This window comes from Streptomyces sp. Je 1-79 (assembly GCF_025195125.1).
In the GTDB taxonomy this organism is placed as follows: Bacteria; Actinomycetota; Actinomycetes; order Streptomycetales; family Streptomycetaceae; genus Streptomyces.
Genome location: NZ_JAMGSL010000013.1, coordinates 90,254 through 113,230 on the forward strand (window position 1 = coordinate 90,254; position 22,977 = coordinate 113,230).

The window sequence follows — 22,977 nt, forward strand, 5'->3', positions numbered from 1 at the left end:
GGCTATGTGCCACCGCCACCCTCGCGTGCCGTTCCGGCGTCGGTGATCGTGCTCCGCGTGCTCTTCGCGATGCTGCCGCTGTTCAGCATCGGGTTCCTGACGTGGGGGACGATGATCCGGCTCGCCGTCGTGACCCGCCGCACGCGCGACTGGATCCTGTGCGGGGTCTCCGCGGCCGTCATGATCACGGGCATGATCCTGCTGCCGGAGGACATCGAGACGACGCAGGCGGACATCGCCATGGGTCTGATCCTCCTCAACGCGACGGCGTTCACCGTCTACTTCCTGGTCGTCGACATCCGGCACGACAAGGTCCGCCTCGGCCTCGCGCCGTCGGCCCCCGCCCCGTACAGCCCGTACGGGACGACGGTGCCGCGGCCCCAGACCGGCTACGGCTACCCGTCGGCCGCGGTCCCGCCCCAGCCCGTGGCCCCGCCGCAACAGCAACAGCAGCAGCCACACCAGCCGCAGCCCCACCAGCCGCCGCGACCGCAGTCGACGCCGACGCCGACGCCGCCGGTCCAGAACCCGCAGCCCGGTCCCCGGATCGACCAGGTCCGGGCCGAGCTGGACGAGCTCAGCAACCTTCTCCGCAAGGACGAGGGGAAGTGAACGGACGCGTCATCGGCGGCCGGTACGAACTGTCCACCGTCATCGGCCAGGGCGGCATGGGCCAGGTCTGGACGGCGTACGACGGCCGGCTCGACCGCCGTGTCGCCGTCAAGCTGCTCCGCCCCGCCACCATGACCGGCCCGGCAACCGCCGCGGAGGAGCTGCGGCGCCGCTTCGTGCGCGAGTGCCGGGTCACGGCGCAGGTCGACCACCCCGGCCTGGTCACCGTCCACGACGCCGGCAGCGACGGCGACGACCTCTACCTCGTGATGCAGTACGTCGAGGGCGCGGACCTCGCCGACCATCTCGCCGAGCACGACCCGTACCCCTGGGAGTGGGCCGTCTCGGTCGCCGCCCAGCTGTGCGCGGTGCTCGCCGCCGTGCACGCGGTGCCGATCGTCCACCGCGACCTGAAGCCGCGCAACGTGATGGTGCGCCCCGAGGGCACCGTCACCGTCCTCGACCTCGGCGTCGCCTCCGTCCTGGACACCGACACCACCCGCCTCACCCACACGGGCTCGCCGATCGGCAGCCCGGCCTACATGGCGCCCGAGCAGGCCATGGGCGGCGCCGTCGGCCCGTACACCGACCTGTACGCGCTCGGTGTCCTGCTCCACGAACTGCTCAGCGGCAACGTCCCCTTCGCCGGGTCGACCGCGCTCGGTGTGCTCCACCGCCACCTGTACGAGCCGCCGCTGCCGGTCCGCCAGCTGCGCCCCGAGGTGCCGGAGGCCCTGGAGGCGCTCGTGCTGCGGCTGCTGTCCAAGGACCCGCAGCACCGCCCCTCCAGTGCGCACGAGGTGTACGAGGCGCTGCTGCCGATGCTCCCCGCGCGCGGGGCCCCCGCCGGGCCGCTCGACCCGACCCGTCCCTTCCTGCGCCCGCACGCCCCCTGGCCCGACCGGGCCTCCGTCCCGCCCCCGCCGGTCGCGCCGCCGGTCACCCCGCCCGTCGCGCGCCCGGACGTGGCCGCCACGGTCGACGAGGTCAAGCGGCTCCTCGGGGAGGGCTCCCTCACGCGGGCCGTCGACCTCCTCGGCTCCATCCTGCCCGCGGCCGCCGCCGAGCACGGCGAGCACTCGTCCGTCGTCCGCATCCTGCGCAAGCAGTACGCGACGACCCTCATGGACGACGGCCAGTACCGCCGCGCCCTGCCGGAGCTGCGCCGCCTCGCGGAGGACCGCGCGGCGGAGGCCGGCCCGGCCGACCCGCAGACCCTGCAGTTCCGCTACGAGGCGGCCCAGTGTCTGGAGCAGCTGGGGGAGACGGCCGCCGCGCTCACGGAGTACCGCGCGCTGCTCCCGTTCGTCGAACACGGCGCGGACCAGGCCCGGTTCTTCGACATCCGCCGCCGGATCGGGAACCTGCTCCTGGCGATGGGCGACCACACCGCGGCCCACCAGCAGCTCCAGGCGCTGCTCTACGACACGGAGCGGGCGTACGGCCCGTACCACGCGCTTCCGACGGATCTGAGGCGCGCGTTGGCACGCCAGCAGCAGATGGGGCGTTTCGCCTGACGGGGCGCCAGAATCACGACTCCACAACTGATCGGGAAGTGGATCTTCCGGGTCCGATTTGCCCGTTGGGGGCGATGTAGCGTTCGCGTCTGATCATGCTCACGTCCCCAAGGAATCCTTCATGACGACCCAGCCGCCCGCCTCCCCCGAGCAGCCCCTCGCGCCCGCCGAGCCGGCGAAGAAGAAGCGCAACATAGGCAAGACGCTCCTGAGCATCGTCGTGGCGATCGCCGCGATCCTGTTCTGGAGGCTCGGCCTCCCCTACCTCACCGGCGAGGCGCCCGTGCACGCGAAGGCCGGCGAGTGCGTGACGGTGACCGGCTCCGACACCGACCCCGAGGTCGAGAGCAAGCCGTGCGGCGAGAAGGTGCCCGACCTCTACAAGGTCGTCAAGGTCGTCGACGACACCTTCGACGTCGAGAAGTGCGGTGACGTGAGCGAGGTCGCGCTCGCGCAGCAGCTGGAGTCGGACAAGTTCGTGCTCTGCCTGAACCCCGTCAAGTAACGGGTCGTGAAGTAGTCGGAGGGCCGGACCCGGCGGGGTCCGGCCCTCCGTGCGTGTCAGCCGTCGGTGGTCGCGAGCTTGGCGGCGAACCCGAGGAACAGTGCCCCGGCGCCGCTCGTCAGCCCGGCGGACAGCCTCCTGCGGCGGCGGAACTGCGCGGAGAGGTAGGTGCCGCCCAGGATGAGTACCGTCACGTAGCTCACGCTGATCACCTGGTAGATCACGGCGAGCAGGGCGAACGACAGGGCCGGATGCGGATAGGCCGGGTCCACGAACTGCACGAAGAAGGAGATGAAGAAGAGGATCGCCTTCGGATTGAGCAGGGTGATCACCAGCGAGCGCCGGAAGGGCCGCTCGTCCCGGCCCCCACCCGTGTCCGCCGTTTCCGTCTCCACCGGGTGATGGCGGCCGCGCCACATCCCCCAGGCCGCGCGGATCATCCCCAGCGCGATCCAGCCGAGGTAACCGGCCCCGGCGTATTTGATGACCGAGAAGATCAGCGCGTTGGTACGCAGCAGCGAGGCGAGCCCGGCCGCGGTACCGACCATCAGCAGAGCCTCTCCGACGAAGACGCCCGCCGCGGCGCGGTATCCGGTCCTAACCCCTCGGCGGGCGGCCACGGACAGGGTGTACAGCGAACTGGGGCCCGGGAGAAGAATGATGAGGAGGGTCCCCAGGGCATAGGTGGAGAGGTTGGTTACTCCCAGCATCGACATCTCCTTCCGTCCGGTCCGCCCGCGGCGGTCATCCGACGTTGTTGCCGGTACGCACGTTGTGCGCGGTGACGAGTTCGTCCACGTCCGCGATCCTACGCAGCGCGTACTCCTCGGTGATGTGCGTGAAGTTCTCGGCCCAGGCGGCGGCGAGCTCCTCGATGTCGAGGAGGTCCTCCTCGCCGAAGCGGTCGTACAGTTCGGCGCGCCGCTCCGGGGTGATGGTGATGTCCAGGCCCGACAGGTACGCGTCGATGTCGGCACTGTCCTTGAAGAAGTTGGGCCGTTCGTAGTCGACGAGGAGGTCCCAGGCGGGGCTGTTCGGCAGCGGTATGAACCGCGAGAACTCCACGGAGGACAGCTCCACCTCGCCGAGCATCTGGCGGATCCCGTCGATGGTCCGGTCCAGGGTCCGGGCTCGCTCGCCGGGCGCTCCGGCGATGTAAGAGGCGTGCACGGAGATCCCGGCCTTGTTGAGCATCCGGATGGCCTCCAGGTTGGTGGCGTCGGTGGTCTTGTTCTTCCGCTGGGCCTCCAGCATCTCCGGGTCGGCGGCGTCAAGGCCGATGTTGACGCGGGTGACCCCGAGGCGGCGGCACTTGTCGACGTTGTTGCGCTTGGTGAGGCCGAGCGCCCGGGCGTAGACCATGACTTCGAGTTCGCCGTTGTCGATGCGCCGGCGCAGATGCGGGGGAGTGGCGTCGATCAGGGCGTCGACGTACCGGGGGCTGGCCGTGAAGCTGTCGTACACCTCGAAGAAGAGGTTGATGCCGAATTCCCGGTTGTAGACATCGATGGCCTTCCAGAAGCCGCGCGGATCGCCGGTGTTGACCCTGAGGTCGGCGATGCTGCAGTACGTGCAGCGCTTGTACCCGTTCTCGCAGCCACGGGCGTTGTTGACGGTGATGGGGATGACCTTGTGGCTGTGGAGGTGCCCGAACTGCTCGCGGTAGTTCTCGGCGTAGATGTCGAGTTCGTCGCGTATGAATCCGAGGTCGGGGATCGTGTTGCGGTCGGTGAGGGCGTACTGGGGTGCGGGGTTGCGCACGGCGACGCCGTCACGACGGTGTACGAGTGAGGAGACGCCGGTCACGGGGCAACCCTGGATCAGGGTGCCGATGAGTTCGACGAACGGCGTCTCGCCGACGTCGTTGGCGACGATGTAGTCGATCTCGGGCCTGTTGTCCAGGATCAGCTCGGGGAAGAACCCGGCGTGGTCGTCGCCCAGGACGACCTGGGCGCCGGCCTGCTTGGCCGTGGCCGCGATCTTGAGGGCTTCGCCATAGGTCGGCGTCAGTGCGCTGATCCCGACGACGTCCGGTGCGAAGTCCCGGACGGCCTGCTGTACCTGCGCGGTGTTGCTGATGCCCCCGTCGACCACCCGGAGCTCCACCTGCCCTCCGTAGGTGTCGCGCACGGCAGTGGCGAGCTGGACGACACCGATGTGCGGATAGCAGGCGTAGTTGGAGGCGTTTCCGTTGGCCGTGGGGTTGGGGGCGTTGGCGAGCAGCACCTTGAGCGACATCGATGTCCTTTCGTGGGCCAGTCCGACGCGCTGTGATCGTGCACTGCGAAGTCGATCTCTGTCAGCACCCCACCCGGCCCTTCAGGCCGCATCCTCCGGGACTCGAACGCAGGTCCGGGTGACCCCGCGTCACAAGCGTCTCCGCATGCCATCTCCGCTCCGCGAAAACAAAGCGGACGTTATGAATCCGGGAATTCGGCGGTCAACGCCCCACCGGACCCATCCACGCTCCCGAGGCCTTCCTTACGCTCCGTGACGCTCGAGGCGAGTTCCCGCCCAAATCCCCCGCCGTACTGTTGGCCGGAAACCGCCGCTTGGGAGTTCCGTTGCGGAGGGTGTTGCCTCGCCTTCCTCATCGCCGCCGCGTTACGGGAGCTGGAGGCGTACGGCTATCTCGCCAGGACCCTCGAACGCCTGCCGGGCGGACGGATGGCGACGCGCACGGTTTCGTACAACCGCCCGGGGATGGCGGAGTCGGGGTCCGATCCTGACGAACCGGATCCCGAGCCGGACCCGGAGGGCCCGGAGCGCCCCGAGCGGGACCCGGACGGCCCGGAACCGGAGGGCCCGGAACCTGCGCCTGCTCCCGAGCCCGGGCCCCGGGCCGAGCGGGCCCCGGTATCTCCTCCCGCGTCGCCGCTCCGCCTGCCGGACGGCCCGGCGGCGGACCTCCTCCTCGGCCTGCGGGCACGCGACCCCGCCTGCTGCTGTCGGTACGGGACGTCCAGCGACTGGCCCCCGGCGTCGACGCCTGGTTCGCCCTCGGCATCCAACCGGACGCCGTCCGACGCACCCTCACGGCGTGCCTCCCGGACGACCTGAGGCACCCTGCGGGGCTCCTCGCCCACCGCCTGACGGCCTTGCTCCCACCGCCACTCCCGATCCAGGTGAAACCCCAGGCCCCGGACCCGATGCAGACCTGCGAGGACTGCGACCGCGCCTTCCGCGCCCCGGGACCGGGCCGGTGCCGCGACTGCGGACGCTCGGCGAGAAGGCTCGCAGCGTGACCTGAGAGCGTCGGCAGAGCATCACGACGTGGGCGGGTCCAGCCGCGGCTGGAGCCGCACCTCGGTCACGCTCACATCCTCCGGAGCGCCGAACGCCTCGACCATCACACCGGTGTCGATGTCGGTGATCTCCAGAGCCACGTGCTCGGCTCCCACGCGCAGGTCGAGCCTTGCCACGGGCTCACCCGAGAAGTCCGGCATGCGGTGGATCCGCGCCGCCGGGTAGTTCAGGCCCGCCAGCTTGCTCCGCAACTGCTCGTACGTGGCCGTGTCCGTCCCCGAGAACGCCTTGCTGATGCGCAGGCGGTGCCTCTGCGCGAGGCACTCCTCTGTCGAGGTCAGCGGCACCGGGTCGACCAGGATGGGCAGGGTGGAGTCGGGGCTCGGCTCCGCTGCCGCGGCGGCTGCCACGGAGGTCGACGCCACGCCGTCGACGCCGCCGGAGACGTCCGGCGCACAGCTCTGCGAGAAGAGGTCCGCCATCTCGAGGAACCGCGCCTCCGCGGTGTCGATCGCCGCGGCGGCGTTGACCATGGAGGTCTGACCGGCGGTGGCGTTCTGCGCGCCGAAGCCGGCCAGGACGACGACGCCCCCGAGCGCGGCCGACAACAAGGACTTCGGGAAGAGACTCGATCGCATGTCCGCACTCTGCGGACTGCCGACCACCGCCCACATGAGTACCCCTACTCAATGCGCTTGCCCTCAAGCTCAGTTCAGCTGCTGAGGAGGGGCCGGGGTGCGAGTCGGTGCGGCCGGCGGCGCATACTCCGTGGCGTGACCCTCACGACCGAGACCGTCCGCACCCCCAGGCTCACCCTCCTTCCTCTGGCCGTCGCGCACGCCGAGGAGATGGCCGGTGTGCTCGGCGATCCGGCGCTCCACACCTTCATCGGCGGTACGCCGCCCACCCTGCCGGAGCTCCGTGCCCGCTACGAGCGGCAGACGGCCGGATCGCCCGAGGCCGGGGTCTCCTGGTGCAACTGGGTCGTCCGGCTGGACGACGAGAGCCGTCTCGTCGGCACGGTCCAGGCGACCGTCCGTGCGCCCGACCCGGCGACCGACCCGGCGGGCGACCCCGTGGCCCGTCACGGCGCCGGGACCGCCGAGGTCGCCTGGGTCGTCGGGACGCCGTGGCAGGGGCGCGGGATCGCCACCGAGGCGGTCCGGGGGATGATCGGCCTGCTCACCGCCCACGGGGTGCGGACGTTCGTCGCGCACATCCACCCCGGCCATGCCGCTTCCGCCGCCGTCGCCACCGCCGTCGGGCTCACGCCCACCGACGTGTGGCACGAGGGCGAGGTCCGCTGGCGGCTCGACACCACGTCGAGCCGGAATCCGCTCTGACTCAGCCCGTCCGTGCGAGCGCTTCCGCCCGGACCTCCGCTCGCGCCGGCGGCTGCGCGGACGGGCGCCGTCCCCGCCCTCCCCGCCACCGCGCCCACCCGCACAGGAGGACCGCCGCGCAGGCCCCCAGGCCAAGACCCGCCCGCAGCCCCGGCGGCCGGAAGTCGCAGCTCACCGACGTGCGGCCGTCGGCCCGCAGGGCCACCAACCCCCCGTACGCGTCCGCCGGCCGGCCCTCGCAGGTCCAGCCCGCGATCCTCGGGGCAGCGACCACCACGGTCCCCTTCGTCCCGGGCGGGAGTTCCGCGCGGATGCCGCCGCCGGTGACGTCGATCGAGGTCGCCGCCTTCGCGCGCAGGCCCTCCACCGCCGCCGTCAGCCGCTGCCGGTCCAGGCAGCCGACCTCGTGGTCACGACCGCGGTCCCCCGTGAGGACCACTTCCGTGCCCGCTGTCCCCTGGACGCCCAGCGAGGTCATCGCGGCCCGCCGCTTCGGCATCTCACCGCTCATCCTCACCGGCGCGCCGCCCGCGCCGAGCCGGGCCGTCCCCCTGAAGTCGGGCGCCCAGAGGAAGACCTCGCTCCCGACCGGGCAGGCGGCCCCCTTCCCCGGCAGCGTGTACACGGACGCCCCCAGCAGCATCTCCTGGTTGCGGAACGGAGAGGCCCCGTACCGCGGTTCGGCGGCACCCTCCGGGCGCACCGTCACCAGCGGCAGTACCGGTCCCGTCCGTACGAGCGCGTCGCCCCGCCACCGCGCGCCGACGGCGAACAGCGCGTCCGTCACCGGGTTGTCCAGGCTCTGCAGATTGCGCCCGCGGGACGTCCAGCCGCCGCCGAGCGAGGCCAGCGTCGTCGTCAGCACGGAGGGCGTGTGGCTGCTGTAGTACGCGGCGCCCTGGCCGCCGAAGAGCAGCGGCTCGTTGCCGGTGATCTGCTCGCGGCCGGAGTCGGTGCGGTACGCGGGCCAGCCGTCGGCCTCGGTGAGCGCTTCGGTCCGCCGGTCCTGCTCGGCGCCCCAGGCCGGGTAGTCGTCGAGCCGGCCGAGGCGCGCCCGGTCCGCGTACGCCGTGGTCGCGGCCGCCTGTCCGACGAGCGCCCCGGCCAGGAGCACCGCCGCCACCACCGGGGGCCCGCCGCGTGCGGCCAGCCACAGCGCGCCCGCCGCCGCGGCCAGTCCGAGGGCGAACAGCGGGTACGACCAGCCGGTCACCAGCTCGCTCGCCACCGCGCCGACCCCGGCCGCCGCCACCACGCCCACCCCGCCGAGCAGCGCGCGCCGGCCGGGCCAGCCGTACGAGAGGCCGGTCCAGGCGGCGAGGACGAGGACCCCGGAGAGGACGAACGTCTGCCGGTACGGGCTGCCGTTGGGCGTGGCGAAGACATGCCACACCAGATGCGTCGGCGCCCACTGGAGCGACAGCGCGACCGCGACCGCGAACCCGGCCCACAGCCACCGCTCGCGCCGCGGCACCTCGCGGTGGAAGAGCAGCGCGCCGGCGAGCAGCAGGGTCCCCGTGCCCAGGAAGGCGGCGGGCGTGGAGAAGTCGTACGTCGCCGGGAGGAGCCGGGCGAGGAAGTCGGCCCAGCCGGCCGGCTGGAACTCGTTGGTCCAGCCCGGGTACGCGTGCGTGGAGCCGAGGAACACCGGCACCAGGACCGGCGCGGCGAGCCCGATGCCGAGCAGCACGGTCACCACCGCGCGGACGACCACCCGGACGCGCAGCTCACGCGCGGCCGCGAGGCGGACCAGGAGCACCAGGGCGGCCCCGATGGTCGCCATGTACGCCGTGTAGAAGTTCCCGACCCAGCACAGCGCGACCACCAGCGGGCCGACAAGCGGCCGGCGGCCCCGCCGCACCCACTCGCCGACCAGGCACAGCAGCGGGAACGCGATCAGCCCGTCGAGCCACATCGGGTTGTAGGTGGCCTCGATGACCGACCAGCCGCACAGCCCGTACGACGCGCCGAGCACCGCCGCCGCCCACCAGGGGCCCGGCCGCAGCCGCAGCAGCGCCACGGTCATGGCGGCCGCGGCGGCCGCCGTCTTCAGGACCGTGACGGCATGGACCGCGTACTCGATGTCCTCGCGCGGGAAGAGCGCCACCAGGAGCGCGAACGGGCTGCCCAGATAGGTCCCGAGGTCGGGCAGGAAGCTGGTGCCCCAGCCGGACTGCCAGTTGAGCAGCAGCCCGCCGTCGCCGCGCCCGTGCAGCAGGTCCCACAGATGGGCGTGGTACGGGACGAACTGGTTGGCGAGGTCGTTGACGCCGCGGCGTTCCGGCCCGAAGGGGAAGGTGCGGGCGACCGCGTTCCCCGCGCACACCGCGAGCGCCGTGAGGAAGGCGGCGAGGGCGGCGGCGCGGCCCACGGCCGGTCTCGTCTGAGCAGGCATGATGGTGTGAATATGCCAGTACGGAACGCGAAATGGTGATCGAGCGGGGCCAGTTCACTCAATGGTCGCCTCGCCGTCACGTTTCGAATCGGCCGGAGACATCCGAGTGGGTTGTCGTGTCCTTCGTGCTGCTCTCGATCGTGGTTCCGTGTTTCAACGAAGAGGAGATCATCGGTCGCTTCCACGACCATGTGACCGCCGAACTCTCCGCTTTCGACGGAGAATTCGAGCTGGTCTATGTGGACGACGGAAGCCACGACCGGACTCTCCCCCTTCTGGAGGAGATCGCCTCCTCCGACCCCCGCGCCCGTTACGTCTCCTTCAGCCGGAACTTCGGCAAGGAGGCCGCGATGCTGGCAGGCCTCCAGCACGCCGAGGGCGACGCGGTCGTCATCATGGACGCCGACCTCCAGCATCCGCCGGAGCTCGTGCACCGCATGGTGGCCCTGCACTCCGAGGGGTACGACCAGGTGATCGCCCGGCGTACGCGCAAGGGCGACCGGGTCACCCGCACCATGACCGCGCGCGCCTACTACTGGGCGATCAACCGGCTGGTGGACGTGGAGCTGGTGGACGGCGTCGGCGACTTCCGGCTGCTCTCGCGCCGCACCGTCGACGCGATCCTCGAACTCACCGAGTACAACCGCTTCTCCAAGGGCCTTTTCGCCTGGGTCGGATTCCGCACCACCACATTCGAGTACGAGAATGCGGTGCGCGAGCAGGGCCGCTCGAAATGGACCTTCGGAAAGCTGCTCAACTACGGACTCGACGGGCTGCTCTCCTTCAACAACAAGCCGCTGCGGGCCGCCGTCTATCTGGGAATGATCCTGGTCTCGGTGGCGCTGGCGTACGCGGCGTGGATTGTCGGGGACGCCCTGGTGAACGGCGTGGACACGCCCGGATACGTCACGCTGCTCGTCATCGTCACGGCCCTGGCCGGTGTCCAGATGGTGATGCTCGGGCTCGTGGGCGAGTACGTCGGACGCATCTACTACGAGGTGAAACGGCGGCCGCACTTCCTGGTGAAGGCGACGAACGCGGATGTTCCGCGGCCCAGGACCGACACCAGCCGAACCGTTACGTCGTTGGTCGAGACAGTCACGACGAAGTAGTGGCCGCGAAGCAGTGGCCCCGGCTCCGGTGACTGCCTAACATCGATCACCGCAAGGTCGTTACTCACGCACGACCCACGCCGGGAGGCTCCTTTGCACCGCCGCACTGCGCTCTCCGTCTCCGCCGCGCTCCTCGCCGCGGCCCCGCTGCTCGCCGCCTGCGGCGGTGAGCCCCACCCAGGGGCGGCGGCCGTCGTCGGCGGCGAACGGATCGAGGTGTCCAGCCTCCAGGCGCAGGTGCGGGACGTCCGGACCGCGCAGGAGGCCTCCCCGCAGGCCGCGCAGCTGATCCAGGCCACCGGCGACCTCAACCGCGAGAAGCTCAACGTGATGATCTTCGACCGGGTGGTGGACCGGGTCGCCGAGGACAACGGGATCACGGCCACCCGCGCCGAGATCCAGCGGACCCGGGCCGAGTTCACCCAGCAGAGCGGCGGCGAGGAGCAGCTCGCCGCGACGCTGCTCCAGCAGCAGGGCGTCGCCCCGGACCAGATCGACGGGGTCGTCCGCCGGGCGGTCCTGATGAACAAGATCGCCGCCAAGCTGGGCATCGAGAACACCCCCGAGGGCCAGAAGAAGCTCACCGAGGTCTTCACGGCGGCCTCCAAGGACCTCAGCATCGACGTGAACCCGCGCTTCGGCACGTGGGACGACGCCAAGATCCAGCTGGGCACGTTCTCGGCGCCCTGGCTGCGCCAGATCAGCCAGGACCCGGCGGCCGCGGAAGCGGGTGCGTAGCCCGTTCGCCGTCCACGTAAGGTCGAAGGGTGAACGCTGAATCACCCGTCGAGCCCGGCCGTATCGTCCTGCTCACCGCCAGCCACCGTGTGGCCCCCGGACTGCTGTCCTGGCCCGCGTGGCAGGCGCTGCGCGCCGCCGACCGGGTGCTGTGCGCGGACGAGCACCACCCGCAGCTGCCGTACCTCCGCGAGGCCGGGATCGCCGTGGAGCACGCCGGTCCCGCCGCGCAGGACCTCGTCGACGCCTGCGCCGGAGGCCGGACCGTCGTCGTCCTGCCCTCCGGCGAGGGCGACCGGGCGCTGACCGACGGTCTTGCCCGGCTGGCCGGCTCCGGCCGCTTCACGATGCCCGACCTGGAGCTGCTGCCCGGCTCGTACGATCTGCCGGGCGCCCGCCTCCTCGACCTGGTGCAGGTCATGGACCGGATCCGGCGCGAGTGCCCGTGGTCCTCGCGGCAGAGCCACAAGGGGCTCGCCAAGTACGGCATCGAGGAGGCGTACGAACTCGTCGAGGCGATCGAGGACGGCGACCGCGAGGCGCTGCGCGAGGAGCTCGGGGACGTCCTGCTCCAGGTCGTCTTCCACGCCCGGATCGCGGAGGAGGACGCCGAGGAGCCGTTCTCCGTCGACGACGTCGCCGGGACGATCGTGGAGAAGCTGGTCCACCGCCACCCGCACGTCTTCGGCGACGCCACCGCCGAGACGCCGGAGGAGGTCAAGGAGCACTGGCTGCGGACCAAGGCGATCGAGAAGCAGCGCGACTCGGTCACCGACGGGGTGCCGCTGGGCCAGCCCGGCCTCGCGCTCGCCGCGAAGCTGGCGGGCCGCGTGCGGACGGCGGGCCTGGACGTCGACCTGCCGACGGGGGAGGGGATCGGTTACGAGCTGCTCGCCCTCGCCGCGCGGGCGGAGGCTGCCGGGACCGACCCGGAGGCGGCGCTGCGCGCGGCCGCCCGCGTCTACCGCGACACGATCGTCGCGACGGAGACCGCCACCGGGCGCACCGGGAACGCCGGGAACGCCGGGAGTACCGGGAACGCCGCGAGCACCGGGAACGCCGGGAGCACCGGGAACGCCGGGAGCACCGAGAGCGCCGCGAGGCCGGCGTCGTCCTGATCAGGGCCTGCGCGGGGCGCGGGCCTCGGGGTCGTGCCAGTGGGGGTCCGGGGGGCCGATGAACCACTCCGCCGTGCTCGTCGGCCGGCCGCGCGGGCCGGCGCCGGCGGGCAGGTGGTCGTGGTGCACGCGGGCCGCGCCGAGGCGGTCGAGGACCGGCAGGGTCTCGGCGAGGAAGCCGGGCGGTCCCGCCAGGTAGACGTCGTGGGCCCGCCAGTTGCCGCAGGTGTACAGCGCGTGGAGCAGGCGCTCGGTCGCCTGGTCGCGGGGACGGCCGGGCGCGGAGGTGATGTACGTGACGTTCAGCCCCGGTATCCGCTCCCTGAGGCGCTCGACGTCCTCCCTCCCGTACAGGTACTCCTTCGCGCGCGCGACCAGGAAGAGCCGGGCCGGGACGGCCTCCGGCCCCTCCGCCGCCTCTTCGAGGAGCGCCTTGACCGGCGCCCAGCCGGTCCCGGCCGCGATGTAGCTGCGCGGGCGGCCCGGCGGGGTCCGCGCGGTCAGCGCGCCGCCGGGGGCGCTCAGCCGCAGCGGCTCGCCCACCCGTGTCCCGTCGACCAGCGCCGTGCTCATCGCGCCGCCCGGGATCCGGCTGACGTGCAGGTCCAGCGTGCCGTCCGCGCGGACGGCGTTGGCCAGGGAGTACGTACGCCACACCCGGGGGACCCGCAGCGAGCTGACGCCGACGTACTGGCCGGGCAGGTGGGCGAAGGGCCGGCGCGGCTTCAGGGTCAGCACCGCCAGGTCCTCGCCGAGCCGGACGTGCCGTACGACGACGGCGTCCCACCACGCCGGCTCGCCCGCCGCGTCGGCCTCCTCGGCGCCCCGCATCATGAGCCCGGCGACATACCCGTACGCCTCGGTCCACGCCTTGTCGGCCTCGACGGTCCAGGCGGGCCCGGAGGCGTGGGCGAAGGCGGCGGTCAGGCTGGTGCCGACGGCCGCGTAGAGCGCGGGTGAGGCGAGGAACTTGCGGTGGTCACGGCCCAGATGGGTGAGGTACTCGGGGAGTCCCGGGTCCTCCAGGCGGCTCACGACCTGCGTGAGCGCGGCGAAGAGCCGGTCCCGCTGGGCCCGCATGTCCTCGGGGAAGAGGTCACGGACGCCCGGATTGTGCCAGAACAGGTGGGAGTAGAAGAAGGTGACGGCATGTTCGGCCCGTCTCTCGACGACGGCGAACGTGCTTCTGAGTAACTGGGCATCCACGCGGGAGAATCTAGGCCACGCGTCTTCACAGGACGATCACATCTCGGGGACCGGGCCGGCGCGGAACGGGCGCGGCGGCGACCTTGTACCGTCTCAGCGTGAGCACGCCCCCCGCCCAGCCCCCCGCGCCCGAGCTCTTCACCTGGGAGTTCGCCACCGATCCGTACCCCGCGTACGCCTGGCTGCGCGAGCACGCGCCGGTGCACCGGGCGAAGCTCCCCAGCGGGGTCGAGGCCTGGCTGGTGACGCGGTACGCGGACGCCCGGCAGGCCCTCGCCGACCAGCGGCTCTCCAAGAACCCGGCCCACCACGCGGAGTCCCCGCACGCCAAGGGGAAGACCGGGATCCCGGGGGAGCGCAAGGCCGAGCTGATGACACATCTCCTCAACATCGACCCACCCGACCACACCCGGCTGCGCCGACTGGTCTCCAAGGCGTTCACCCCGCGCCGGGTCGCCGAGTTCGCACCCCGGGTGCAGGAGCTGACGGACGGGCTCATCGACTCCTTCGCGGCGAAGGGCGAGGCCGACCTCATCCACGAGTTCGCCTTCCCGCTGCCCATCTACGCGATCTGCGACCTGCTGGGCGTGCCGCGCGAGGACCAGGACGACTTCCGGGACTGGGCCGGGATGATGATCCGGCACGGCGGAGGGCCGCGCGGCGGGGTGGCGCGCTCGGTCAAGAAGATGCGCGGGTATCTCGCGGAGCTGATCCACCGCAAGCGGCTCGATCCCGGCGACGACCTGATCTCGGGGCTCATCAAGGCCTCCGACCACGGCGAGCACCTCACCGAGAACGAGGCCGCAGCGATGGCCTTCATCCTGCTCTTCGCCGGCTTCGAGACCACGGTCAACCTGGTGGGCAACGGCGTCTACGCGCTGCTGCGCGACCCCGGGCAGCGCGAGCGGCTCCAGGCCTCGCTCGCGGCGGGGGAGCGGGGGCTCCTGGAGACCGGTGTCGAGGAGCTGCTGCGCTACGACGGGCCGGTGGAGCTGGCGACCTGGCGGTACGCCATGGAGCCGCTGACGATCGGCGGGCAGCGGATCCCGGCGGGCGACCCGGTCCTCGTCGTACTGGCCGCCGCCGACCGCGATCCGGAGCGCTTCGGCGATCCGGACACGCTCGACCTGTCCCGGCGCGACAACCAGCACCTCGGCTACGGGCACGGCATCCACTACTGCATCGGCGCCCCGCTCGCCCGGCTCGAAGGGCAGATCGCCCTGGCGACGCTGCTGACTCGCCTGCCGGACCTGCGACTTGCGGCCGACCCCGACGACCTGCGGTGGCGCGGAGGGCTCATCATGCGTGGATTGCGCACGCTTCCGGTGGACTTCACCCCTCTTGCGAGCTGACACCTCGTCAAGACTGTGACTTTTACGTGATCTCCGCTGCATCGACTTGTGACAGACGTTCGAATGCCGCTACGTTCACCGTCACCTCAGCAGTCACGCGAAAGGCCCTCCCCATGCGCTCCGGGAACGGACGACACCGCAGACCCCGCCAGGCCCCCGCCATCGTTGTCGCCGCAGGCGTGACGGGATCGGCCCTGGCGCTTCCCCTCCTCGGCGCGGGCTCGGCGTCCGCCGCCGACGCCGCGACCTGGGACCGGGTCGCCGAGTGCGAGTCGGGAGGCCTGTGGAGCGCCCACTTCGGCAACGGTCTCTACGGAGGGCTCCAGTTCACCCAGGAGAGCTGGGAGCGTCACGGCGGCCTGGCGTACGCGACCAGCGCGGACCTCGCCAGCCGCGCACAGCAGATCGCGGTGGCGGAGCGGGCGTTCGCCGCGGGTGACAAGCAGTGGGCCACCTGTGCCCCGATCGCCGGGCTGACCGACGACGGCGCCAAGCCCGAGGTCGACCCCGGGCCGGCCGTGAAGCCGGTGGAGCCCACGGGCCCGCTCCCGGAGTCGAACCGGACCACGGGCCTTCCGGCCGGCTCCGAGACCGGCGTCCCCGAGACCGCCACCCCGGAGACCAGCGCGCCCGCGACGCAGGACCCGGCGGCCACCCCCGAGACTTCCCTCACGCCCACCACGCCGACGAGCCCCTCGGGCCCGGCGACCCCGGGCACCGGCAAGCACCGCGGTGACGCGGCCCCGGAGGAGACGGACAATCCGGGCAAGAACGGCGACAAGGGTCGCCATGCCTCGCCGACCGACACCCCGACATCTGACGTGACCCCCGACGCGGATGCGGCGAAGCCGGACGTCAAGGACAACGCGGGCAGTGGCGACACGTCGGACAATACGGCTGCTCAGGACATCTCCGGCGCCATCGGTGAATACACCGTCAAGCCGGGCGACAGCCTCTCCGTGATCGCCCAGCAGAACGAGCTCCCGGGCGGCTGGGACGCCCTCTATGACGCCAACCGCTCGACGGTGGGCGCCGACCCGGACCTCATCCTCCCTGGCCAGAGCCTCGACCTCGACCTCGGCCTCGGTCTCGGCGAGGCGGCGAAGCAGGGGTAGTTCGAGGATGTATGTCCGGTTCTGCGCCAGTGAGACATGGGTCTCTTTGCCTCAACTGGCGCGTCCCGTCCGCAAACTCCGCTCCCGTCGCCTCTCACCTGCGTAAATACCCTTCGTCCCGTGGCAAGTAGGGGTGTTTTGTCCCTCATGGGCCTCTTTGAACTTCCTCAGGGTCTGTGTCTACGGTCAGTCCGCTCGCCACCGCGGGCCCCGTCGACCGAAACGCCGAATCCTGCCGTCGGTCCGATGGGAACAGTCGTCGCGTAAGCGCCGTAGGCAGGAGCGGGGGACCCAAGGTAAGTGCCGTCCCCGGCCGTTGAGACAGACGGCCGACGGACCGGCTTGGGGTGAAGCCGCGCGCTAGGTCGCGCGGCCGGGCAACTCACATGGCCCGAACCCGACAGCTCACCTCGCAGGCGTCGGTGAGGAGAAGTCCATGCTGTTTTCCGCCAAGGGCAAACACCGTCGTGCCTCCAAGGCCACCCGCGCCGTCGCCCTCGCCGGTGTCGCCGGTGTCGCCGTCGCCGCCCCGCTGATGGCCGCCGGCTCCGCCTCGGCCGCCACGGCCTCCGAGTGGGACGCCGTCGCCCAGTGCGAGTCCGGTGGCAACTGGTCCATCAACACCGGCAACGGCTACTACGGCGGCCTGCAGTTCTCCAGCTCCACCTGGGCCGCCTACGGCGGCACCGCGTACGCCGCGACCGCCGACCAGGCCTCGAAGTCCCAGCAGATCGCCATCGGCGAGAAGGTCCTGGCCGGCCAGGGTAAGGGCGCCTGGCCGAGCTGTGGCGTGGGCCTGTCCAACGCCACCCCCGGCGGTGCCGTCGAGAGCGCCCCGCAGCCGGAGCGGAAGGCCGAGCAGCCGACCACCCGCAGCGAGCAGCGCACGGCCCCGAAGGCGACGCCGAAGAAGGCCGAGTCCAAGACCGTCACCACCCCGACCGGCAAGAAGGTCGAGAAGGGTGACGGCGAGTACAAGGTCGTCGCCGGCGACACCCTGAGCACCATCGCCGCCGCCCACGACGTCAAGGGCGGCTGGGCGAAGCTCTTCGAGCTCAACAAGGACGTCGTCGACGACGCCGACCTGATCTTCCCGGGCCAGCAGCTTCACCTGAAGTGAGCCCGGCGGCCCGCGTGAGTCCGGCGGCTCACGCGGGTCATACGACCCTCCCGCGGTGACCACCCCGGTCCGGAGCGTTTCTTCCCCCGTGCGCTCCGGGCCGGGGTTTCCGCGCGCCCGGGGGCCGACGGGGTTACCGCGTGCCCGGGGGCCCACCGGGGTTACCGCCAAGTAGGTTGGGGTGTCTTTGTCCCCGGATGCATGCCCTTGGGTCCTTTTTCGTCCCAGGGGGCGGGCGCCCGGCCGACGGGAGCCCTGGAGCCGGTTAGGCTCTTGCCGCAAGGCCAAAGCGACCCTGCACCGCAAGCGTCACATCTAGCGTCACATCCCAGAAGGAGATGCTCGTGCCGTCCATCGACGTCGTCGTAGCCCGGGAAATCCTGGACTCCCGAGGCAACCCCACGGTCGAGGTCGAGGTCGGCCTCGACGACGGCAGCACCGGCCGTGCTGCCGTTCCGTCCGGTGCCTCCACCGGTGCCTTCGAGGCCATTGAGCTCCGTGACGGAGACAAGAACCGCTACCAGGGCAAGGGCGTCGAGAAGGCCGTCCTCGCCGTGATCGAGCAGATCGGCCCGGAGCTCGTCGGCTACGACGCCACCGAGCAGCGCCTCATCGACCAGGCCATGTTCGACCTGGACGCCACGGACAACAAGGCCTCCCTCGGCGCCAACGCCATCCTCGGCGTCTCCCTCGCCGTCGCGCACGCCGCGTCCGAGGCCTCCGACCTCCCGCTCTTCCGCTACCTCGGCGGCCCGAACGCGCACCTGCTGCCCGTTCCGATGATGAACATCCTGAACGGCGGCTCGCACGCCGACTCCAACGTGGACATCCAGGAGTTCATGATCGCGCCGATCGGCGCGGAGTCCTTCTCCGAGGCCCTGCGCTGGGGCACGGAGGTCTACCACACCCTCAAGTCCGTCCTGAAGACCAAGGGCCTGTCCACCGGCCTCGGCGACGAGGGCGGCTTCGCCCCGAACCTGGACTCCAACCGTGAGGCGCTCGACCTCATCCTGGAGGCCATCAAGCAGGCCGGCTACGCCCCGGGCAAGGACATCGCGCTGGCGCTCGACGTCGCCGCGTCCGAGTTCTACAAGGACGGCTCGTACGAGTTCGAGGGCAAGTCCCGCTCGGCCGCCGAGATGACCGAGTACTACGAGGAGCTCGTCTCCGCGTACCCGCTGGTCTCCATCGAGGACCCGCTGTTCGAGGACGACTGGGACGGCTGGAAGGTCCTCACCGACAAGCTGGGCTCCAAGGTCCAGATCGTCGGCGACGACCTGTTCGTCACCAACCCGGAGCGCCTGGCCCGCGGCATCGAGGACGGCGCCGCCAACGCCCTCCTGGTCAAGGTCAACCAGATCGGTTCGCTGACCGAGACCCTGGACGCCGTCGAGCTGGCCCAGCGCAACGGCTTCAAGTGCATGATGTCCCACCGCTCCGGCGAGACCGAGGACGTCACCATCGCCGACCTCGCCGTCGCCACCAACTGCGGCCAGATCAAGACCGGCGCCCCGGCCCGCTCCGAGCGCGTCGCCAAGTACAACCAGCTCCTGCGCATCGAGGAGATCCTCGACGACGCGGCCGTCTACGCCGGCCGCAGCGCCTTCCCGCGCTTCAAGGGCTGATCAGCTGATCCCGGGGAACCCTCGGTTACGTACGTCCCCGCACCCGGTCCCGTACCGTGTGCGGGGACGCACGCGTTACGGGACGACACAGGGGAGGCGACAGGACATGGCCGCGAAGGACCGCGACCGGTTCTCGACCGCGACCAGGATCAGGCTGCTCGGCGAGCAGACCGCCGCCCGTGTCTACCGCTCCCAGACCCGCCGTCAGGCGCGCCGCTCCCGGCTCACCGGCCGCGCCGCCTTCCTCGCCCTGATCGTCTGCTCACTGATCGTCGCGCTCGCGTACCCCATGCGGCAGTACGTCTCCCAGCGCGGCGAGATCGCCGACCAGGAGCGCCAGGCCGCCGAGGCCGCCGCGCGCGTCGAGGAGCTGCGGGACGAGAAGGCCCGGCTCCAGGACCCCGCCTACGTCCGCAGGCTCGCCCGCGAGCACCTCCACTACGTGATGCCCGGCGAGACCGGCTTCACCGTGAACGACCCCGAGGCCGAGCGCGCCCGGCGCACCGAGCAGGGCGCTGCCGAACGCCCCTGGTACTCCGACCTCTGGGACGGCGTCGACCGCGCGGACGCGCCCCGCTAGCGCGGGCGGCCCGCACCGAAGCAGACCCACCGACCGACCTCCGACGAGAAGACAAGACGTAACGATGGAAACGCCCCCTCCGCAGACCGCACGCACCGAGCCGACCGAGGCGGACGTCGCCGCCTTCGAGCAGCAGCTCGGCCGCCCGCCCCGGGGTCTGCGCGCCATCGCGCACCGCTGCCCCTGCGGCAACCCGGACGTCGTCGAGACCGCGCCGCGGCTCCCGGACGGCACCCCGTTCCCCACGACGTACTACCTGACCTGCCCCCGCGCCGCCTCCGCGATCGGCACGCTCGAGGCCAACGGGGTCATGAAGGAGATGCAGGCCCGGCTCGCCACCGACCCGGAGCTGGCCGCCTCCTACCGGGCCGCGCACGAGGACTACATCGCCCGCCGCGACGCCATCGAGGTCCTGGAGGGCTTCCCCAGCGCCGGCGGCATGCCCGACCGGGTCAAGTGCCTGCACGTCCTCGTCGGCCACTCGCTGGCCGCGGGACCGGGCGTGAACCCGCTGGGCGACGAGGCGATCGCGATGCTGCCGGAGTGGTGGGCCAAGGGCCCCTGCGTCACGCCGTGCACGGACGAGAAGGAGTCGGCGGAGTGACCCGGGTCGCGGGCATCGACTGCGGTACGAACTCCATCCGCCTCCTCGTCGCCGACGTCCACCCCGAGACGGGCGAACTGATCGAGCTGGACCGGCGGATGACGATCGTCCGGCTCGGCCAGGACGTCGACAGGACCGGCCGCCTCGCGCCCGAGGCGCTGGAGCGGACCTTCGCCGCCTGCCGCGACTACGCGGCCGTCATCAGGGAGCTGGGCGCCGAGAGGCTGCGCTTCGTGGCCACCTCCGCCTCCCGCGACGCCGAGAACCGCGAGGAGTTCGTGCGCGGTGTCCTGGACATCCTGGGCGTCGAGCCCGAGGTGATCACCGGTGACCAGGAGGCCGAGTTCTCCTTCACCGGCGCCACGGGCGAGCTGCCGGGCGCGCAGACGTACCTGGTCGTGGACATCGGCGGCGGCTCCACCGAGTTCGTCGTCGGCGACCGGCACGTCGAGGCCGCCCGGTCCGTCGACATCGGCTGCGTGCGGCTCACCGAACGGCATGTGCGCAGCGATCCGCCGGCCGCCGAGGAGGTCGCCGCGATCCGCGCCGACATCCGGGCCGCCCTCGACCTGGCCGAGGAGACCGTCCCGATCCGCGAGGCCGGGACCCTGGTCGGGCTCGCGGGCTCGGTCACCACGGTCGCCGCGATCGCGCTGGGGCTCCAGGAGTACGACTCCGAGAAGATCCACCACTCCCGTGTCCCGTACGAGAAGGTCGCCGAGATCGTCGACTCGCTGGTCGCCTCCACCCACGCCGAGCGCGCCGCGATCTCCGTGATGCACCCGGGCCGGGTCGACGTCATCGTCTCCGGGGCGCTCGTCCTGCTGGAGATCATGGAGCGGACCGGCGCCCGCGAGGTCGTGGTCAGCGAGCACGACATCCTGGACGGAATCGCACTGTCCGTGGCATAACGGGCACCCGGCGACGCGTCCGAAAACGGTCCGCCGAGAAAGTTCGTGAAGTTCTTCACAAGGAAAAGGGCCCTGATGGGGGCTGTGGAGGGCCATGGGGGCCTCCGAAGCCCCTGTCGGGGCTCTTTCGTAGGCGGGGAGCCCGGTTCGCTCGAAGTTTCCATCGTGTGAACGCACCCGGTGGTTTCGCGTTAACGGCGGCTCTCCGGGCCAGTTCAGTAGGGGTGAACAACGTTCGCCCCCGCACTCTGGTTCCTTTGCACGACCATGACCTGGGTCACGTGGGCGGCGGAGTGTAGCAGAGGTACCCCAAGACCTTGTGAAGGGGCGCACGAGCGACCCCCCTGAGAGGGGTGGATACTCGGATGCATGAGCACCACGGAGCGTCCCAGGATCCTCGTAGTAGGCGGTGGGTACGTAGGCCTGTACGCAGCTCGACGCATCCTCAAGAAGATGCGTTATGCGGAAGCGACCGTCACGGTCGTCGACCCGCGCTCGTACATGACGTACCAGCCCTTCCTCCCCGAAGCCGCCGCAGGCAGCATCTCCCCGCGCCACGTCGTCGTCCCGCTGCGACGCGTCGTGCGCGGAGCCGAGGTGCTCACCGGTCGCGTCACCAGCATCGACCAGGACCGCAAGGTCGCCACGATCGCGCCGCTCGTCGGCGAGGCGTACGACCTGCCGTTCGACTACCTGGTCATCGCGATGGGCGCGGTCTCCCGTACCTTCCCGATCCCCGGCCTCGCCGAGCAGGGCATCGGCATGAAGGGCGTGGAGGAGGCCATCGGCCTCCGCAACCACGTCCTGGAGCAGCTCGACAAGGCCGACTCCACGACCAACGAGGAGGTCCGCCGCAAGGCGCTGACCTTCGTCTTCGTGGGCGGCGGCTTCGCCGGCGCGGAGACCATCGGCGAGGTCGAGGACATGGCCCGCGACGCGGCGAAGTACTACACCAACGTGAAGCGCGAGGACATGCGCTTCATCCTGGTCGACGCCGCCGACAAGATCCTTCCCGAGGTCGGCCCGGAGCTGGGCCGCTGGGGCAAGGAGCACCTCGAGGGCCGCGGTGTCGAGATCTACCTCTCGACGTCCATGGACTCCTGCGTCGACGGCCACGTCGTGCTGAAGAACGGCCTCGAGGTCGACTCCAACACGATCGTGTGGACCGCGGGCGTCAAGCCCAACCCGGCGCTCTCCCGCTTCGGCCTCCCGCTCGGCCCGCGCGGCCACGTGGACGCCCAGCCGACCCTCCAGGTCACCGGCACCGACTACATCTGGACCGCCGGCGACAACGCCCAGGTGCCGGACCTCGCCGCCCGCAAGGCCGGTGTGGAGAACGCCTGGTGCCCGCCGAACGCCCAGCACGCGCTGCGCCAGGCGAAGGTCCTCGGCGACAACGTGGTCTCCGGCATGCGGGGCTTCCCGCAGAAGGAGTACTCGCACTCCAACAAGGGTGCGGTGGCGGGCCTCGGCCTCCACAAGGGCGTCGCGATGATCGTCATGGGCAAGGCGAAGATCAAGCTCAAGGGCCGTCTCGCCTGGTACATGCACCGTGGCTACCACGGCATGGCCGTGCCGACCTGGAACCGCAAGATCCGCGTCTTCGCCGACTGGACCCTCGCGATGTTCCTCAAGCGCGAGGTCGTCTCCCTCGGTGCGATGGAGACGCCGCGCGAGGAGTTCTACGAGGCGGCCAAGCCCGCCCCGGCTCCCGCAGCCCCGGCGCAGGAGAAGGCCAAGGCCTCCTGACGCGCTGAAGCAGAACCCGTCGTAACCGAAAGGGCCGTCCGCCATCCGTGGTGCGGACGGCCCTTTCGGCTGTTTTTGCCGAGTCGTTGTGCGGCGGCGGGACTGTTTTCGCCTACGGACGGTGTTTAC

At 71.3% G+C, this 22,977-nt stretch carries 20 protein-coding genes and 1 riboswitch; of the genes, 15 read left to right on the forward strand and 5 right to left on the reverse strand.

All coding sequences use genetic code 11. From position 1 onward, the window contains the following. The first annotated feature begins 57 nt into the window (after positions 1–57). The 3 genes from M5362_RS25595 (at position 58) to M5362_RS25605 (ending at position 2,634) form a co-directional block, all read left to right on the forward strand. Positions 58–612 carry a hypothetical protein gene (locus tag M5362_RS25595; RefSeq protein ID WP_260230099.1) on the forward strand — a complete coding sequence of 185 codons (555 nt, stop codon included), beginning with the start codon at positions 58–60 and terminating at the stop codon, positions 610–612. Next, entirely contained in the window at positions 609–2,129 is a 1,521-nt protein-coding gene (locus M5362_RS25600) for a serine/threonine-protein kinase (RefSeq protein WP_260230100.1), read from the forward strand. Before M5362_RS25595 ends, M5362_RS25600 begins: the two co-directional genes overlap by 4 nt. Positions 2,130–2,250: 121 nt before the next feature. Beyond that, complete coding sequence (locus tag M5362_RS25605; RefSeq protein WP_260230101.1) at positions 2,251–2,634, forward strand: hypothetical protein; 384 nt, start codon at positions 2,251–2,253, stop codon at positions 2,632–2,634. A gap of 56 nt (positions 2,635–2,690) precedes the next feature. On the opposite strand, the gene leuE is transcribed toward M5362_RS25605, so the two are convergent. The 3 genes from leuE to M5362_RS25620 form a co-directional block, all read right to left on the reverse strand. Further along, a complete protein-coding gene (gene leuE, locus M5362_RS25610; protein ID WP_260230102.1) occupies positions 2,691–3,344 on the reverse strand; it encodes a leucine efflux protein LeuE in 654 nt (217 codons plus the stop codon). A gap of 34 nt (positions 3,345–3,378) precedes the next feature. Then, a complete protein-coding gene (locus M5362_RS25615; protein WP_260230103.1) occupies positions 3,379–4,872 on the reverse strand; it encodes a B12-binding domain-containing radical SAM protein in 1,494 nt (497 codons plus the stop codon). 1,028 nt (positions 4,873–5,900) lie between these two features. Continuing rightward, positions 5,901–6,518, reverse strand: a complete 618-nt coding sequence (locus tag M5362_RS25620) for a hypothetical protein (protein ID WP_260230104.1) — start codon at positions 6,516–6,518, stop codon at positions 5,901–5,903. Positions 6,519–6,653: 135 nt separating this feature from the next. Between M5362_RS25620 and M5362_RS25625 the strand changes: the two genes are divergently transcribed. Then, positions 6,654–7,223 (forward strand): GNAT family N-acetyltransferase, encoded by a 570-nt coding sequence (locus M5362_RS25625; protein WP_260230105.1) that lies wholly within the window; start codon positions 6,654–6,656, stop codon positions 7,221–7,223. Between the two features lies 1 nt (position 7,224). Here the strand turns inward: M5362_RS25625 and M5362_RS25630 are convergent, their stop codons facing one another. Continuing rightward, positions 7,225–9,618: a YfhO family protein gene (locus tag M5362_RS25630; RefSeq protein ID WP_260230106.1), complete on the reverse strand. Its 2,394-nt coding sequence runs from the start codon at positions 9,616–9,618 to the stop codon at positions 7,225–7,227. 125 nt (positions 9,619–9,743) lie between these two features. Between M5362_RS25630 and M5362_RS25635 the strand changes: the two genes are divergently transcribed. The 3 genes from M5362_RS25635 (at position 9,744) to M5362_RS25645 (ending at position 12,586) form a co-directional block, all read left to right on the forward strand. Further along, positions 9,744–10,730, forward strand: coding sequence for a glycosyltransferase family 2 protein (locus M5362_RS25635; RefSeq protein WP_260230212.1), 987 nt, complete (start codon positions 9,744–9,746; stop codon positions 10,728–10,730). Between the two features lie 93 nt (positions 10,731–10,823). Further along, a complete protein-coding gene (locus M5362_RS25640; RefSeq protein ID WP_260230107.1) occupies positions 10,824–11,468 on the forward strand; it encodes a SurA N-terminal domain-containing protein in 645 nt (214 codons plus the stop codon). 29 nt (positions 11,469–11,497) lie between these two features. Further along, the gene (locus tag M5362_RS25645) at positions 11,498–12,586 is read left to right on the forward strand and encodes a nucleoside triphosphate pyrophosphohydrolase (protein WP_260230108.1); all 1,089 of its coding nucleotides are present in this window, start codon (positions 11,498–11,500) and stop codon (positions 12,584–12,586) included. Here the strand turns inward: M5362_RS25645 and M5362_RS25650 are convergent, their stop codons facing one another. After that, complete coding sequence (locus M5362_RS25650) at positions 12,587–13,792, reverse strand: globin domain-containing protein (protein WP_260230109.1); 1,206 nt, start codon at positions 13,790–13,792, stop codon at positions 12,587–12,589. 98 nt (positions 13,793–13,890) lie between these two features. On the opposite strand from M5362_RS25650, the gene M5362_RS25655 reads away from it, so the two are divergent. The 8 genes from M5362_RS25655 (at position 13,891) to M5362_RS25695 (ending at position 22,848) form a co-directional block, all read left to right on the forward strand. Continuing rightward, on the forward strand, positions 13,891–15,144 hold the full coding sequence (locus tag M5362_RS25655) for a cytochrome P450 (RefSeq protein ID WP_260230110.1): 1,254 nt from the start codon (positions 13,891–13,893) through the stop codon (positions 15,142–15,144). A 179-nt stretch (positions 15,145–15,323) separates the two neighbouring features. Then, positions 15,324–16,259 carry a transglycosylase family protein gene (locus M5362_RS33210; RefSeq protein ID WP_308354911.1) on the forward strand — a complete coding sequence of 312 codons (936 nt, stop codon included), beginning with the start codon at positions 15,324–15,326 and terminating at the stop codon, positions 16,257–16,259. A 258-nt stretch (positions 16,260–16,517) separates the two neighbouring features. Continuing rightward, positions 16,518–16,693, forward strand: a riboswitch (cyclic di-AMP (ydaO/yuaA leader). Positions 16,694–16,695: 2 nt separating this feature from the next. After that, complete coding sequence (locus tag M5362_RS25670) at positions 16,696–17,379, forward strand: transglycosylase family protein (RefSeq protein ID WP_260230111.1); 684 nt, start codon at positions 16,696–16,698, stop codon at positions 17,377–17,379. A gap of 338 nt (positions 17,380–17,717) precedes the next feature. Continuing rightward, the gene (gene eno / locus M5362_RS25675) at positions 17,718–19,004 is read left to right on the forward strand and encodes a phosphopyruvate hydratase (protein WP_260230112.1); all 1,287 of its coding nucleotides are present in this window, start codon (positions 17,718–17,720) and stop codon (positions 19,002–19,004) included. Positions 19,005–19,110: 106 nt separating this feature from the next. Further along, positions 19,111–19,584, forward strand: coding sequence for a septum formation initiator family protein (locus tag M5362_RS25680; protein WP_260230113.1), 474 nt, complete (start codon positions 19,111–19,113; stop codon positions 19,582–19,584). A gap of 64 nt (positions 19,585–19,648) precedes the next feature. Next, the gene (locus M5362_RS25685; RefSeq protein ID WP_260230114.1) at positions 19,649–20,188 is read left to right on the forward strand and encodes a DUF501 domain-containing protein; all 540 of its coding nucleotides are present in this window, start codon (positions 19,649–19,651) and stop codon (positions 20,186–20,188) included. Then, the gene (locus M5362_RS25690) at positions 20,185–21,099 is read left to right on the forward strand and encodes a Ppx/GppA phosphatase family protein (RefSeq protein WP_260230115.1); all 915 of its coding nucleotides are present in this window, start codon (positions 20,185–20,187) and stop codon (positions 21,097–21,099) included. The genes M5362_RS25685 and M5362_RS25690 overlap by 4 nt, the downstream gene beginning before the upstream one ends. 369 nt (positions 21,100–21,468) lie before the next feature. Next, complete coding sequence (locus M5362_RS25695) at positions 21,469–22,848, forward strand: NAD(P)/FAD-dependent oxidoreductase (RefSeq protein WP_260230116.1); 1,380 nt, start codon at positions 21,469–21,471, stop codon at positions 22,846–22,848. Positions 22,849–22,977: the final 129 nt, after the last annotated feature.

Coding starts and splice junctions, on each gene's coding strand:
- M5362_RS25605 (WP_260230101.1), top strand. CDS start 2,251: ATGACGACCCAGCCGCCCGCCTCCCCCGAGCAGCCCCTCGCGCCCGCC.
- leuE (WP_260230102.1), bottom strand. CDS start 3,344: ATGCTGGGAGTAACCAACCTCTCCACCTATGCCCTGGGGACCCTCCTC.
- M5362_RS25615 (WP_260230103.1), bottom strand. CDS start 4,872: ATGTCGCTCAAGGTGCTGCTCGCCAACGCCCCCAACCCCACGGCCAAC.
- M5362_RS25620 (WP_260230104.1), bottom strand. CDS start 6,518: ATGCGATCGAGTCTCTTCCCGAAGTCCTTGTTGTCGGCCGCGCTCGGG.
- M5362_RS25630 (WP_260230106.1), bottom strand. CDS start 9,618: ATGCCTGCTCAGACGAGACCGGCCGTGGGCCGCGCCGCCGCCCTCGCC.
- M5362_RS25670 (WP_260230111.1), top strand. CDS start 16,696: ATGCTGTTTTCCGCCAAGGGCAAACACCGTCGTGCCTCCAAGGCCACC.
- eno (WP_260230112.1), top strand. CDS start 17,718: ATGCTCGTGCCGTCCATCGACGTCGTCGTAGCCCGGGAAATCCTGGAC.
- M5362_RS25680 (WP_260230113.1), top strand. CDS start 19,111: ATGGCCGCGAAGGACCGCGACCGGTTCTCGACCGCGACCAGGATCAGG.
- M5362_RS25685 (WP_260230114.1), top strand. CDS start 19,649: ATGGAAACGCCCCCTCCGCAGACCGCACGCACCGAGCCGACCGAGGCG.
- M5362_RS25695 (WP_260230116.1), top strand. CDS start 21,469: ATGAGCACCACGGAGCGTCCCAGGATCCTCGTAGTAGGCGGTGGGTAC.